Below are 13,530 nucleotides of genomic sequence, written 5' to 3'. Positions count from 1 at the left end.
GCGACTGCTGCGCAGTCGATCGGGGCGGTGCGACGTTTCGCTAAATCCCCTCGCCACAAGAGGGCAGCTTGATCAACACAACAACAAATGTCCCTCTGAGATGACACCCTTGAGCATTCAACCCAGCACCTATTCCCCCGACCTCGCCGTGCCCGCCGACAAGCGTGTATTCGGCGGTCGCGATCTGTTTTCCCTGTGGTTTTCCCTCGGCATCGGCCTGATGGTCTTGCAGACCGGTGCGTTGCTGGCGCCGGGTCTGGGCCTGTCCGGCTCGTTGCTGGCAATCTTCCTCGGCACACTGGTCGGCGTTTTGCTGTTGGCCGCTGTCGGCGTGATCGGCAGCGACACCGGTCTGTCGTCGATGGCCGCCCTCAAACTCAGCCTCGGCCGCAAAGGCGCGAGCTTGCCAGCGCTGCTCAACTTGCTGCAACTGATCGGCTGGGGCTCCTTCGAAATCATCGTCATGCGCGACGCCGCCAGCCTGCTGGGCACGCGCGCTTTCGGCGAGCACTCACTGTGGGCCTATCCGCTGCTGTGGACCTTGTTTTTCGGCACGCTGGCGACCTTGCTTGCCGTGAGCGGGCCGCTGACATTCGTCCGCAAGATCCTGCGCAAGTGGGGAATCTGGCTGTTGCTCGGTGCGTGCCTCTGGCTGACCTGGAACCTGTTCGCCAAGGCTGACCTGGCGGCGCTGTGGGCGCAGGCCGGTGACGGTTCGATGCCGTTCGCCGTGGGCTTCGACATCGCCATTGCGATGCCGCTGTCGTGGCTGCCGCTGATCGCCGACTACTCGCGTTTCGGCAAGCGTGCGAAGAACGTTTTCGGTGGTACCGCGATCGGCTTCTTTATCGGCAATTTCTGGTTGATGAGCCTTGGCGTTGCCTACACACTGGCGTTCGCGCCGAGCGGTGAAGTCAATGCATTGCTGCTGGCCCTGGCCGGCGCCGGTCTGGGCATTCCGCTGCTGCTGATTCTGCTCGACGAGTCGGAAAACGCCTTCGCCGACATTCACTCGGCAGCGGTGTCCAGCGGGATTCTGTTGCGCTTCAAAGTCGAGCACCTGGCCTTGGCCATCGGCGTGATCTGCACGCTGATTGCATTGCTGGCGCCATTGGCGCAGTACCAGAATTTCCTGTTGCTGATCGGCTCGGTGTTTGCGCCGCTGTTTGGCGTGGTGCTGGTGGATCACTTCATTCTGCGCAAGCGCAGCGCTCAGGTTGCATCAGCCGCATTGCGCTGGCCGGCGCTGTTGGCGTGGCTGGGTGGCGTGAGCACCTACCACTTGCTGGCGAATCTGTATCCGGATGTCGGTGCAACCCTGCCGGCGCTGGTGCTGGCAGGGCTGTTGCAGTTCGTGCTGGGCCGGGCCTTCAGTTACGGCCGGGAAACAGCTCAGGCTTGAGGATGCCGTTCAGGCGTGGATAAGGAATCTTCAGTTCGACGTGGCCCAGCGCGTAAGGCGCGATGGTGGTCACGTCGTACTTGAGGATCACGCCGCCATAGGTCAGTGCCACGTTCTGGGTTTTCACGAACGGCCAGTTCTTGACGAACTCCGGTTCCTGATCGAGCTTGGTGCTGATCAACCAGCTGTTATGCGCCACTTGCGCAGCCTTCCAGAATGCGTCTTCCTGACCTGGCAGCAGCATGTCGGACAGGTTCAGCACCTTGTGCTGCTGGCGCGAATAGTTGATGAAGCCGCGACCCGGTGTGCCATGGGCGCCGCCGGTGTCGAGGTAACTCGACAACTCGACGATCACCAAGCCGTCATGCTGCTCGCGTACTTTCGCTTGCAGGTAGCTGCTGTTGCGCGGGCCGGCCGTGGCCAGAAACTGCTCGCGATAGGCCGCCAGGGTCGGTGCGACCGGCGCGTTTTTCTCGGTGCGGGTCATTTGCAGCAGACGTTTTTCGATGATCCCGTCCAGTGCCGGTTCCGCCGGGAAGCGCAACGTATCGATGTTCACCAGTGGGCAATCAGGGTTGGAACAGCCGGGTTTCAGTTGTTCCGACGCATCGCGGGTGGTCTCCAGCGGCGTGCGGTAGTTGGGCTGGAACAGGCTGGCGCAGGCGCCCAGAGTCAGGGCGATGGCGGCCACGGAGGCAATTTTGAAAAGCGACATGGGCGTCCTTTCGAAAGCAGGGGAAGGCAAAAAGATATCCGCTTCGACTCTCGCAGAAGCAGTCAGTTCGCCACTAAGCTAATTAGAGTGGGTTTCGCCTCCACCGTCCATCCCGCTGACGGTAAAGGGGCTGCATCAAATGGTGCGGGCGCGTTAGGATGGCGCGAAGTCGAGGTTGCCGGTAACGCAGGGAACCTCGTAATGGATTCGCCGTAAACGAGGATGCTCATGACTGATTTTGCCAACTCCACGCCGACCACTGTCGATGTCGTAAAGCGTGAGCGCTGCTACGAGGGCTTCTACAAGCTCGACCGTTTGCACCTGCGCCACGAGTTGTTTGCCGGCGGCATGAGTCGGGAGATCAATCGCGAAGTGTTCGTGCGTCATGATGCCGTGTGCATGCTGCCTTACGATCCGCAGCGCGACGAAGTGGTACTGATCGAGCAGTTTCGTGTGGGCGCCATGGGCAAGACCGACAACCCGTGGCTGGTCGAGTTGGTCGCCGGTCTGATCGACAAGGCAGAAGTGCCGGAAGAAGTTGCTCACCGCGAAGCGCAGGAGGAAGCTGGGCTGGACATCAAGGCCTTGTGGCCGATGACCAAATATTTCCCGTCGCCGGGCGGCAGCAACGAGTTCGTGCATTTGTATCTGGGGCGTTGCAGCACTGAAGGGGTTGGCGGTCTGCATGGGCTGGAGGAAGAGGCAGAAGATATCCGCGTCACGGTCTGGGCCTTCGAAGATGCCTTGCAGGCCGTACGCGACGGACGCATTGCCAACGCGGCGAGCATCATCGCCTTGCAATGGCTGGCGCTGAACCGCGCCGAAGTGAGGGGGTTATGGTCGTAAACAAGCTGCGCGATCGTTATCGGGTTGACCTCGCAGGGCTGCAAGCCGCCTGCGAGGCCAACTATGCGCGCCTGATGCGACTGGTGCCGGACATGCGCAACGACCCCGAGGCGCGGCGCATCGCTGTGACTCAGGGTGAGCAAATGCTCGGCGTGCTGGCCCTCGAAGTCCTGCAGACCTGTCCGTACACCACCACCTTGCAAGTGCGCCAGGAACATAGCCTGCCGTGGCTGCCGGTGCCGCAACTGGAAGTTCAGGTCTATCACGATGCACGCATGGCCGAAGTGGTCAGTGCCGAACATGCACGACGCTTTCGCGGCATCTATCCTTATCCGAACGCCGCGATGCATCAGCCCGATGAAAAAGCTCAGCTGAATCTGTTCTTGGGGGAATGGCTGAGTCATTGCCTGGCGTTGGGGCACGAGTACGAAGTCGTACGCTAGTTGTGAACTGCGTCCTGTTCGCCGGTTTCCCCTTTCACTCATCCCCCAGCATAATTGCGCCATTCAACCGAATCCGTGCCTTTGCCCTGGGAGAACGCCTTGCCAAGCGTATCCACGTTGACCACCGCCGATCCGGCGTTGCTGGTGCAGTTGTCCGACAGCCATCTGTTCGCTGAGGCGGACGGCACGCTGCTGGGCATGAACACCCGCGAGAGCCTGCAAAAGGTCATTGAACTGGTGCTCAAACAGCAACCGCAGATCGATCTGATGCTGGCCACCGGGGATCTTTCCCAGGACGGCACACTGGAGTCGTATCAGCATTTTCGTGAAATGAGCGCGCAGATCGATGCGCCGGCGCGCTGGATTCCCGGCAATCACGACGAACCACAGGTCATGGCGGTGGCGGCGGTGCAGAGTGCACTGCTGGAGTCGGTCGTTGATGTCGGCAACTGGCGCGTGACCCTGCTGGACTCGGCCGTACCGGGTTCAGTGCCGGGCTATCTTCAGGACGATCAATTGCAACTGCTGGCCCGCTCGCTGAGCGAAGCGCCGGAGCGCCATCATCTGGTGTGCTTCCACCATCATCCGGTACCGGTCGGTTGTGCCTGGGCGGAACCGATCGGCTTGCGCAATCCCGAGGCGTTTTTCGAAGTGCTGGATCGCTTTCCACAGGCGCGGGCGGTGTTGTGGGGGCATGTGCATCAGGAGATCGACCGCGAGCGCAATGGCGTGCGCCTGATGGCCTCACCTTCGACATGCATTCAGTTCGAACCAAACAGTGAAGACTTCAAGGTCGGTGAGCAATCACCGGGTTATCGCTGGTTGCGGCTGTTGCCCAATGGTCGGCTCGAAACCGGCGTCGAGCGCGTCACCGACTTCGAACTCACCGTCGATTACGGTTCCAACGGCTACTGAATACCGCGTCGCGGCTATCGCGAGCAGACTCACTTCTACAAGGGAATGCGATCAACTGTAGGAGTGAGCCCGCTCGCGAAGGCGTCCTTACAAACATCCACGAATTCCCTGACTCCCTGTAAACTCCGCTATCTTTCGCCGACACTCAGGGAGCTCAAATGTCCGGTTCGATCCTCTATATCCACGGCTTCAACAGCGCACCGGCCTCGAAAAAGGCCTGTCAGCTGGTCGAGGTGATGAAACAGCTGGGTTTGAGCGATCAACTGCGTGTCCCGGCGCTGCATCATCACCCGCGTGAAGCCATCGGTCAGTTGGAACAAGCGATTGCCGAACTGGGCAGCCCGCTGCTGGTGGGAAGCTCACTCGGCGGCTACTATGCGACTCACCTGGCCGAGCGGCATGGCCTGAAAGCCCTGTTGGTCAACCCGGCCGTCAGTCCGCACCGGATGTTCGACGGTTATCTGGGCACGCAGAAAAACCTGTATACCGATGAGACCTGGGAATTGACCCACGACCATGTGACGGCTCTGGCCGAACTGGAAGTGCAGGCGCCCCAGGATGCGCAGCGCTATCAGGTCTGGTTGCAGACCGGCGATGAAACACTGGACTATCGCCTCGCCCAGCAGTATTACCGGGCCTGTGCCTTGCGCATTCAGGCCGGCGGCGACCATAGCTTTCAGGGATTTACCGGACAATTGCCGGCGTTGTTGAGTTTTGCCGGCATTGGCGCCGATTTGTATCAGGCAATCGATTTCACCGCATTGTGAAGTCTTGCCCCTATTTCATGAATGACTGACGACGAGACCCTATGGCCACTCCCAGCGCTAGCTCTTATAACGCCGACGCCATCGAAGTCCTCTCGGGCCTCGACCCGGTGCGCAAACGCCCCGGCATGTACACCGACACCAGTCGGCCGAACCACCTTGCCCAGGAAGTCATCGACAACAGCGTCGACGAAGCCCTGGCCGGCCACGCCAAATCGGTACAGGTCATCCTGCACGCCGACCACTCGCTGGAAGTCAGCGACGACGGCCGTGGCATGCCGGTCGACATCCACCCGGAAGAGGGCGTGTCGGGCGTTGAGCTGATCCTCACCAAGCTGCACGCGGGTGGCAAGTTTTCCAACAAGAACTACCAGTTCTCCGGCGGTCTGCACGGCGTGGGTATTTCTGTGGTCAACGCCTTGTCGACCGAAGTCCGGGTGCGCGTCAAGCGTGACGGCAACGAATACCAGATGACCTTCAACGACGGTTTCAAAGCCTCCGAGCTGGAAATCGTCGGCACTGTCGGCAAGCGCAACACCGGCACCAGCGTGTACTTCGCGCCGGATCCGAAATACTTCGACTCACCGAAATTCTCCATCAGTCGCCTCAAGCACGTGCTCAAGGCCAAGGCCGTTCTGTGCCCGGGCCTGTTGGTCAGCTTCGAAGACAAAGGCACCGGCGAGAAAGTCGAGTGGCATTACGAAGATGGCCTGCGCTCCTATCTGGTCGACGCCGTCAGCGAATTCGAACGCCTGCCGAACGAACCGTTCTGCGGTGCCTTCGCCGGTAACAAGGAAGCGGTCGACTGGGCGCTGCTGTGGCTGCCGGAAGGTGGCGACGCGGTGCAGGAAAGCTACGTCAACCTGATCCCGACGGCGCAGGGCGGTACCCACGTCAACGGTTTGCGTCAGGGCTTGCTCGACGCGATGCGCGAATTCTGTGAATTCCGCAGCCTGTTGCCGCGCGGCGTGAAGCTGGCGCCGGAAGATGTCTGGGAGCGCATCGCTTTCGTCCTGTCGATGAAGATGCAAGAACCGCAATTCTCCGGCCAGACCAAAGAACGTCTGTCGTCCCGTGAAGCGGCAGCGTTCGTTTCCGGTGTGGTCAAGGACGCCTTCAGCCTGTGGCTCAACGCCAACCCGGAAACCGGTCTGGCCCTGGCCGAGCTGGCGATCAACAACGCCGGCCGTCGCCTCAAGGCGAGCAAGAAAGTCGAGCGTAAACGCGTCACTCAGGGCCCCGCGTTGCCGGGCAAACTGGCTGACTGCGCCGGGCAGGACCCGATGCGTTCCGAACTGTTCCTGGTCGAAGGTGATTCCGCCGGCGGTTCCGCCAAGCAAGCACGGGACAAGGAGTTCCAGGCGATCCTGCCGTTGCGCGGCAAGATCCTCAACACCTGGGAAGTCGACGGCAGTGAAGTGCTCGCCAGTCAGGAAGTGCACAACATCGCCGTGGCCATCGGGGTCGATCCGGGCGCGGCAGACATGAGCCAGCTGCGCTACGGCAAGATCTGCATCCTCGCCGACGCCGACTCCGACGGTTTGCACATTGCGACCTTGCTCTGTGCCTTGTTCGTCCAGCATTTCCGTCCGCTGGTGGATGCCGGTCACGTCTACGTCGCGATGCCGCCGCTGTACCGCATCGACTTGGGCAAAGAGATCTACTACGCCCTCGACGAAGCCGAGCGCGACGGCATTCTTGATCGTCTGGTCGCCGAGAAGAAACGCGGCAAACCGCAGGTCACCCGATTCAAAGGTCTGGGTGAAATGAACCCGCCGCAGCTGCGTGAAACCACCATGGACCCGAACACTCGGCGTCTGGTGCAACTCACGCTGGGCGAGGACTTCGCCGAAACCTCGGAAATGATGGACATGCTGCTGGCGAAGAAACGCGCCGGTGACCGCAAGACCTGGCTCGAATCCAAAGGCAACCTCGCCGAGGTGCTGGCCTGATGCGGTTTGGCTGGGCCCTGGCAGGTGCGTTGCTGCTGAGTGCGATGACAGTCTCGGCCGAGCCGTTACAGGAATTGCGCCTGCTCACCGAACATCCGGTCGACGGTATGCGCGGCGGTAACCTGTCAGGGCTGGCGCTGTGCGGTAACGAGTTGTGGACGGTGTCCGACCGCGATGACGACCAGATCTATCGGCTTAAAACCGCTGATCAGGTGTGGCAGGCGGAAACCGTGCACATCGACGTCCCGCCAGTGCCGGACAGCGGTTTGCCGTGGGGGCTGAGTTCGCGCACCTGGGCGGCGTCGTTTATCCGTGGCGGTGATCTGGATTTCGAAGGCATCACCTGCGACAACGCCGGCAATCGCTACATTGTCAGCGAGGCGCATGCGGCGGTGCTGCAAGTGCCGCCACAAGGCCCGGCGGCGTGGCTGAAAATTTCGCCGATGCTGGTGAAGGAGGCTCGCGCCAGTGGCATGTTGCTGCACTTCAACGCCTTGTTCGAAGGGCTGGCGATCAACCCGGCGGGCGATCAGCTGTGGCTGGCTGCCGAGCGTGAACGCCGTGGCCTGCTGAAAATCAGGCGCCAGCAAACGGTCTGGGATTGCGACGGTGGTTGTGTACTGCTCAGCGAAGCCGGGGTCGAAATGCAGCCGCCGCAGTTTCCCAAGGCGCGCGCCGTTTCGCGGGACTTCGCTGATCTGTCGCTGTTCAACGGCAAGCTGTTTACCCTTGAACGCAATGCCTTTCAGATCTGCCGCCGCGATGCAGTGACTGCCAAGGTCGAGCAATGCTGGTCGTATGCCGAAGATGCCTTGCAGCCACAGCGCCAGTATTCGCAGGCCTTCGGCCTGGCAGAAGCGCTGGTGGTGGATGCACAGGGCGCGTGGATCGGCATCGACAATAACGACGGCGTCCGCGCCGACGGCGAAAAACGCCCGATCGTCTGGCGCTTTGCCGCCCCGGACGGCGGCTGGAGCGCCAAGCCGTGAGCCAGCAGCCACCGGGCAAACGCGCCGGGCGGGTGCTGATGATTCTGGCCTGGTGCGCGGCACTGTTTTTGGCCACACGGTTTTTTGGTCAGTGGGAACAGCGCCAGCAGAATCCGAACGTGGTGGTCAGTTCGGAGCAGGGCGAAGGGTTTATCGAAGTGAAGCTGGCCGGCAACGCCCAAGGGCATTTTGTCGCCAGCGGCCAGATCAACGGCGAGCCGGTCGAGTTCATGCTCGATACTGGCGCAACCGATGTGGCGATCCCGGCGGATCTGGCCAAGCGTTTGAAGCTGGAGGAAGGCTTCGGTGTGACCCTGAGCACGGCCAATGGCCTGAGCCAGGGCTATCGGACAAAGATTGACCGCCTGCAACTGGGCGACATCGTGCTGCGGGATGTCCGTGCACTGGTGGCGCCGGGGCTGCATGGCGACCAGGTGCTGCTCGGCATGAGCGCCCTGAACAAACTTGAATTTACTCAGCGCGGTGGCACCATGCTGCTGCGCCAGACAACGAACCGATGAGGCCTGCATGAGCAATCCCCTTGATCTCAGCCTGGACGGTGTAGAACGCCGCTCGCTGGCTGACTTCACCGAAAGTGCCTACCTCAACTACTCCATGTACGTGATCATGGACCGTGCTTTGCCGCATATCGGCGACGGCCTGAAACCGGTACAGCGTCGCATCATTTATGCGATGAGCGAGCTGGGGCTGGACGCCGATTCCAAGCACAAGAAATCGGCGCGTACCGTCGGTGACGTGCTCGGCAAGTTCCACCCGCACGGCGACTCGGCGTGCTACGAAGCGATGGTGCTGATGGCCCAGCCATTCAGCTATCGCTACACGCTGGTCGACGGCCAGGGTAACTGGGGTGCGCCGGACGATCCCAAGTCCTTCGCCGCCATGCGTTACACCGAAGCGCGCCTGTCGCGTTATTCGGAAGTGCTGCTCAGCGAACTGGGCCAGGGCACTGCCGACTGGGGCCCGAACTTCGACGGCACCCTGCAGGAACCGCTGGTTTTGCCGGCGCGCCTGCCGAACATTCTGCTCAACGGCACCACCGGTATCGCCGTGGGCATGGCTACCGACGTGCCGCCGCACAACCTGCGTGAAGTCGCGACCGCTTGCGTACGCTTGCTCGATGAGCCGAAAGCCACGGTCGAACAGCTCTGCGAACATATTCAGGGCCCGGATTATCCGACCGAAGCGGAAATCATCACGCCGCGCGCCGACCTGCTGAAAATGTACGAAACCGGCAAGGGCTCGGTGCGCATGCGCGCCGTGTACCACGTCGAGGATGGCGACATCATCGTCACTGCGCTGCCGCATCAGGTGTCCGGCGCGAAAGTGCTGGAACAGATCGCCGCGCTGATGCAGGCGAAACCGTCGAAAGCCCCGCAGATCGCTGACCTGCGCGACGAATCCGACCACGAAAACCCATGCCGCATCGTGATCATTCCGGTCAACAGCCGTGTTGATCACGAAGCGCTGATGCAGCACCTGTTCGCCAGCACCGAGCTGGAGTCGACCTACCGGGTCAACGTCAACATCATCGGTCTGGACGGCAAGCCGCAGCTGAAAAACCTGCGGGCCTTGCTGGTCGAATGGCTGGAATTCCGTGTGCAGACCGTGCGTCGCCGCCTGCAATTCCGCCTCGACAAGGTCGAGCGTCGCCTGCACCTGTTGGACGGTTTGTTGATCGCCTACCTCAACCTGGATGAAGTGATCCACATCATCCGCACCGAGGAACACCCGAAAGCCAAGCTGATCGAGCGCTTCGCCCTTAGCGAAATCCAGGCCGACTACATCCTCGACACCCGTCTGCGGCAGTTGGCGCGGCTGGAAGAGATGAAGCTGCGCGACGAGCAGGACGAACTGCTCAAGGAACAAGCCAAGCTGCAAGCCCTGCTGGGCAGCGAAGCCAAGCTGAAGAAGCTGGTGCGCACCGAACTGCTGAAAGACGCCGAAACCTATGGCGACGACCGTCGCTCGCCTATCGTCGAGCGCACTGAAGCCAAGGCGCTGACCGAACACGATCTGCTGCCGAACGAGAAAGTCACCGTGGTGCTCTCGGAAAAAGGCTGGATCCGTTCGGCCAAGGGCCATGAGATCGACGCCACTGGCCTGTCGTACAAGGCCGGCGATGGCTTCAAGACCTCGGCGGCGGGGCGTTCCAACCAGTCTGCCGTGGTTATTGACTCCACCGGCCGCAGCTATTCGGTCGCCGCGCATACGCTGCCGTCGGCTCGTGGCCAGGGCGAACCGTTGACTGGTCGTCTGACACCGCCACCGGGCGCGACCTTCGAATGCGTGCTGATGCCTGAAGACGATGCGTTGTACGTGATCGCGTCCGACGCCGGTTACGGTTTCGTCGTCAAAGGCGAAGACCTGCAAGCCAAAAACAAGGCCGGTAAAGCCCTGTTGAGCCTGCCGAATAACGCCAAGGTTATTGCGCCGCGTCCGGTGGTCGATCGTGAGCAGAATTGGCTGGCCTCGGTCACGACCGAGGGTCGCCTGCTGATCTTCAAAATCAGCGATCTGCCACAATTAGGGAAGGGCAAAGGCAACAAGATCATCGGTATTTCCGGTGAGCGTGTGGCCAGTCGCGAAGAATATGTCACGGACATCGCCGTGCTTCCGGAAGGCGCCACTTTGGTGCTTCAAGCCGGGAAACGGACCCTGTCACTGAAAGCTGACGACCTCGAACACTACAAGGGTGAGCGTGGGCGTCGTGGCAACAAGTTGCCGCGTGGCTTCCAGCGGGTCGATGCGCTGCTCGTCGAAAACCTCAATTAGGCGTCCTAGAGCGCCGTATCTACGATTTAACGCGTAGATCGGCGCTTTGGCGCTGGAGTCGGAACGCATATTCACGGATGATATGGCCTTTCCAAGCGCCGGCGTGGCCGAGCGTTCTTCATATTTATTGAGTATTTTCACTGTGGTCAGCCTTGTGGCGGCCACCTGGACGGGATGATGACTGCTCTGCGCCCCCTTATTTTCCTGCTCGCCGGCGTTTTGGGCCTGGCGGGTTGCAGCGTTCACCAGCCGGTGTCGCTGTATCAACTGGACAGCGGAAGTCCGGTTCAGCCTGCGCAAAGCGCAGGCATGGCGGTTTTGTTGGGCCCGGTAGTCGTAGCCGATTACCTGCAACGTGAGACATTGCTGCAACGTCAACCGGACGGCAGTCTGCAAGCGGCGACCGATGGTCGTTGGGCGGGCAGCCTTTCGTCGGATATCGATCAGTTGTTGATGCGTCAGGTTGCCGGTCATCTGGACAGCCAGCGTGTGGTACTGGCTCCGGCCACCACCGGGTTTACCCCGGACGTGCAGGTATTGCTGACCATCACGCGTCTGGACTCTGGTGTAAAACAACCGGCGATTCTCGATGCGCAGTGGCGTTTGATCGACCGTCGTGGTCAGGTGCGCGACAACCGCATCATTCACCTGCAGGAACTGCACGCCGGCAGCACGGCCTCGCAGGTTCAGGCGCAAGGGATTCTGTTGCAGCGTCTGGCCGAGCAACTGTCGGTGGCGCTCAAGCCGCTGGCCAATCAGCCACCAGTGGCCGAGGCACCGCGTAAAGCGGCACCGAAACCGGCAGCGCCGGCCGCAGAAGCCGAGAAGCAGCCGAAGATTCCGATGGCATCACCAATTCGTACGGATATGGAAGTGTTCCGCTTCTGAGTCTGGATCAAGTCAGAACAGAGCCCGCCTTGTGCGGGCTTTGTTGTGTCTGGTGGCTGGAGATCTTCGTTGTCAGTTCTGGCCCTATCGCGAGCAGGCTCACTCCTACAGGGGATTTACGAGCGACACATAATCCCTGTAGGAGTGAGCCTGCTCGCGATGAGGCCCTGATAGGCAACAAAAAAGCCCGGAGACAATCACTCGTCTGCGGGCTTCGATGTTTCAGGCCTGAGGCTTACGCCCGGCGCTCATGCATCCGCGCCAGTTGCCGTTCGAGCATCGAAGGATAAGGCTCCATCAAGCGCTCCACGCAGCAGGCACCTTCAGGGCTGGCAATCGGACGGATTCGCGCACGCTGGCGAATCAGCGCGTCATCACTGATCTTGCGCTCAACCAGCAGCAGATTGCGGCTGTGCTGCGACAGGGCCAGTGCATCCTGGGCCGAATCGGTCAGCAGCAGATCAATCTGGCTCAGACCGAACAACTCATCGCCCAAGGTCAGACCCAGCTGCAATTGCAGGGTAATACCGCTGTCCGCCACTTCGATCTGCAACTGATGGCCCAGCGCCCGCAGCAACTCGCCGCAGCAGATGGCGTTGGTCAGGTAGTCGTCACCGCAGTCTTCGGTGTGGAACAACATTAGCGTGCTGCCGTCGTTCAGGGTTTCGATTTCACCCTGATACAGCGAAGCGGCTTGATCGAGACAGTCGCGATAGCGTTCCTGCAATTCGTCCAGTCGCGCTTTAGGCAAACGGCGCAGTTGCTCTTGCGAACCCAGTTGCACCGCCAGCACCGCGGTGTGTTGCGGCACACTTGGCGTCGCTTTACGAATCACCGGATGCGCGGTTTCAACTAGCGATTCGTCACGCAGATCGGCGAACGCGTCATCGTCTTCATCGTCCTCGACGGTGCTGACCACATGGCGTGGCGCGGGCTTTTGCGCAGCCAGCGGACGAGTCTCGTCGAAGCTCGGATCACGCAGGTTGCGCACTTCGAACTCGGGCTCGTCGTCCTCGTCTTCAAACTCGGGTTCCGCTACAGGCGCAGGTTCCGGCGCGTAGTTGGCGTGCAGCTGACGAGCCAGATCGCCGATTTCATCCTGACGGTCTATGCCCGGCGTGTGCTCGTCGATCCGGCGCAACCAGACGCGCAACTGCAGCAACGGCGTCGACAGGTAACGGCCCATGCGCAGGCTCAAGGCCAGCGACAGCGCCAGCAGGATTGCACTGAGGATGCCCATGCTTTGCAGGCTGATGGTCATCGGCTGCTGGAACTGATCCATGTCGAGGCTGATGCGCAGTTGCCCGGCGGTCACGTCCTGGAAAGTGATCTTGCTCTCGTACATGCCTTCGGCTTCGCCCAACAGGCTGTGCTTGGGGCGCTGACCGGATTCGGCGAGGATGCGGTTGTCCACGCTATAGATCGCCGCGTGGGCCACCAGTTTATTCTTGGTCAGGTTATTGAGCAGCACGTTGAGGCTGAGGATGTCGTTGGACACCAACAGCTCCGTGGCGGAAGTGGCGGTCTGCGTGGTCAGGCTTTCGCCCAGCGCATCGGCCTGCTCGTGCATGGCCTGCTTGAATTGCAAACCCATCACGCCGGCATAGATCACCAGGGCCAGAGCGACCAGGATCACGTTATGGCTGGCAATGCGCAATGCAATCGGTACACGGCGGTGGCGCAGTGCACGGAAGATCAGCAGGAAGAAGTTATCGGTTTTAACTGGCGTGGGCCGGTTCACTGAGCTCGGCTCTTTTGTCCGTGAAGTTGACGCGCAGTATAGCGACAGGCCCTAGACCGGCAAAGCGCTCGCGGTGCCCGAT

General features: G+C 61.0%; 12 protein-coding genes. 10 read left to right on the top strand and 2 right to left on the bottom strand.

Annotated features, from left to right (window positions below; all coding sequences use genetic code 11):
* Positions 1-109: 109 nt before the first annotated feature.
* A complete protein-coding gene (gene cytX, locus JFT86_RS03870) occupies positions 110-1,402 on the top strand; it encodes a putative hydroxymethylpyrimidine transporter CytX (RefSeq protein WP_201235816.1) in 1,293 nt (430 codons plus the stop codon).
* Here the strand turns inward: cytX and JFT86_RS03865 are convergent.
* Positions 1,371-2,117, bottom strand: coding sequence for an RsiV family protein (locus JFT86_RS03865; protein ID WP_201235814.1), 747 nt, complete (start codon positions 2,115-2,117; stop codon positions 1,371-1,373). The two genes, cytX and JFT86_RS03865, sit on opposite strands and share 32 nt — an antisense overlap.
* A gap of 228 nt (positions 2,118-2,345) precedes the next feature.
* On the opposite strand from JFT86_RS03865, the gene JFT86_RS03860 reads away from it, so the two are divergent.
* The 9 genes from JFT86_RS03860 to JFT86_RS03820 all read left to right on the top strand — a co-directional run bounded on the left by JFT86_RS03860 (position 2,346) and on the right by JFT86_RS03820 (position 11,707).
* A complete protein-coding gene (locus tag JFT86_RS03860) occupies positions 2,346-2,963 on the top strand; it encodes an NUDIX domain-containing protein (RefSeq protein WP_166218737.1) in 618 nt (205 codons plus the stop codon).
* Positions 2,954-3,406, top strand: coding sequence for a DUF1249 domain-containing protein (locus JFT86_RS03855; protein ID WP_053116744.1), 453 nt, complete (start codon positions 2,954-2,956; stop codon positions 3,404-3,406). The genes JFT86_RS03860 and JFT86_RS03855 overlap by 10 nt, the downstream gene beginning before the upstream one ends.
* A 99-nt stretch (positions 3,407-3,505) precedes the next feature.
* Positions 3,506-4,321 carry a 3',5'-cyclic-AMP phosphodiesterase gene (gene cpdA, locus JFT86_RS03850; RefSeq protein ID WP_201235813.1) on the top strand — a complete coding sequence of 272 codons (816 nt, stop codon included), beginning with the start codon at positions 3,506-3,508 and terminating at the stop codon, positions 4,319-4,321.
* Between the two features lie 158 nt (positions 4,322-4,479).
* Positions 4,480-5,088 (top strand): YqiA/YcfP family alpha/beta fold hydrolase, encoded by a 609-nt coding sequence (locus JFT86_RS03845; RefSeq protein WP_201235811.1) that lies wholly within the window; start codon positions 4,480-4,482, stop codon positions 5,086-5,088.
* A gap of 41 nt (positions 5,089-5,129) precedes the next feature.
* Entirely contained in the window at positions 5,130-7,037 is a 1,908-nt protein-coding gene (parE, locus tag JFT86_RS03840; protein WP_103304642.1) for a DNA topoisomerase IV subunit B, read from the top strand.
* Positions 7,037-8,026 carry an esterase-like activity of phytase family protein gene (locus tag JFT86_RS03835; protein WP_201235809.1) on the top strand — a complete coding sequence of 330 codons (990 nt, stop codon included), beginning with the start codon at positions 7,037-7,039 and terminating at the stop codon, positions 8,024-8,026. Before parE ends, JFT86_RS03835 begins: the two co-directional genes overlap by 1 nt.
* Positions 8,023-8,547, top strand: coding sequence for a TIGR02281 family clan AA aspartic protease (locus JFT86_RS03830; protein ID WP_007915776.1), 525 nt, complete (start codon positions 8,023-8,025; stop codon positions 8,545-8,547). Before JFT86_RS03835 ends, JFT86_RS03830 begins: the two co-directional genes overlap by 4 nt.
* Positions 8,548-8,554: 7 nt before the next feature.
* The gene (gene parC / locus JFT86_RS03825) at positions 8,555-10,819 is read left to right on the top strand and encodes a DNA topoisomerase IV subunit A (protein WP_201235807.1); all 2,265 of its coding nucleotides are present in this window, start codon (positions 8,555-8,557) and stop codon (positions 10,817-10,819) included.
* Positions 10,820-10,996: 177 nt separating this feature from the next.
* Positions 10,997-11,707 (top strand): ABC-type transport auxiliary lipoprotein family protein, encoded by a 711-nt coding sequence (locus tag JFT86_RS03820; RefSeq protein WP_166218747.1) that lies wholly within the window; start codon positions 10,997-10,999, stop codon positions 11,705-11,707.
* 235 nt (positions 11,708-11,942) lie between these two features.
* Here JFT86_RS03820 and JFT86_RS03815 read toward each other — a convergent pair whose 3' ends face one another.
* The gene (locus tag JFT86_RS03815; RefSeq protein ID WP_201235805.1) at positions 11,943-13,448 is read right to left on the bottom strand and encodes an AhpA/YtjB family protein; all 1,506 of its coding nucleotides are present in this window, start codon (positions 13,446-13,448) and stop codon (positions 11,943-11,945) included.
* Between the last annotated feature and the right edge of the window lie 82 nt (positions 13,449-13,530).

It is taken from the genome of Pseudomonas sp. TH06 (assembly GCF_016651305.1).
GTDB lineage: Bacteria > Pseudomonadota > Gammaproteobacteria > Pseudomonadales > Pseudomonadaceae > Aquipseudomonas.
The sequence above is the reverse complement of the archived record's forward strand: the minus strand, read 5'-3'. Positions and strand labels throughout refer to the sequence as shown.

Bases quoted from the DNA above. Each gene is read 5' to 3' on its own strand.
- JFT86_RS03865 (WP_201235814.1), bottom strand. From the start codon at position 2,117: ATGTCGCTTTTCAAAATTGCCTCCGTGGCCGCCATCGCCCTGACTCTG.
- JFT86_RS03860 (WP_166218737.1), top strand. From the start codon at position 2,346: ATGACTGATTTTGCCAACTCCACGCCGACCACTGTCGATGTCGTAAAG.
- JFT86_RS03855 (WP_053116744.1), top strand. From the start codon at position 2,954: ATGGTCGTAAACAAGCTGCGCGATCGTTATCGGGTTGACCTCGCAGGG.
- JFT86_RS03845 (WP_201235811.1), top strand. From the start codon at position 4,480: ATGTCCGGTTCGATCCTCTATATCCACGGCTTCAACAGCGCACCGGCC.
- parE (WP_103304642.1), top strand. From the start codon at position 5,130: ATGGCCACTCCCAGCGCTAGCTCTTATAACGCCGACGCCATCGAAGTC.
- JFT86_RS03835 (WP_201235809.1), top strand. From the start codon at position 7,037: ATGCGGTTTGGCTGGGCCCTGGCAGGTGCGTTGCTGCTGAGTGCGATG.
- parC (WP_201235807.1), top strand. From the start codon at position 8,555: ATGAGCAATCCCCTTGATCTCAGCCTGGACGGTGTAGAACGCCGCTCG.
- JFT86_RS03820 (WP_166218747.1), top strand. From the start codon at position 10,997: ATGACTGCTCTGCGCCCCCTTATTTTCCTGCTCGCCGGCGTTTTGGGC.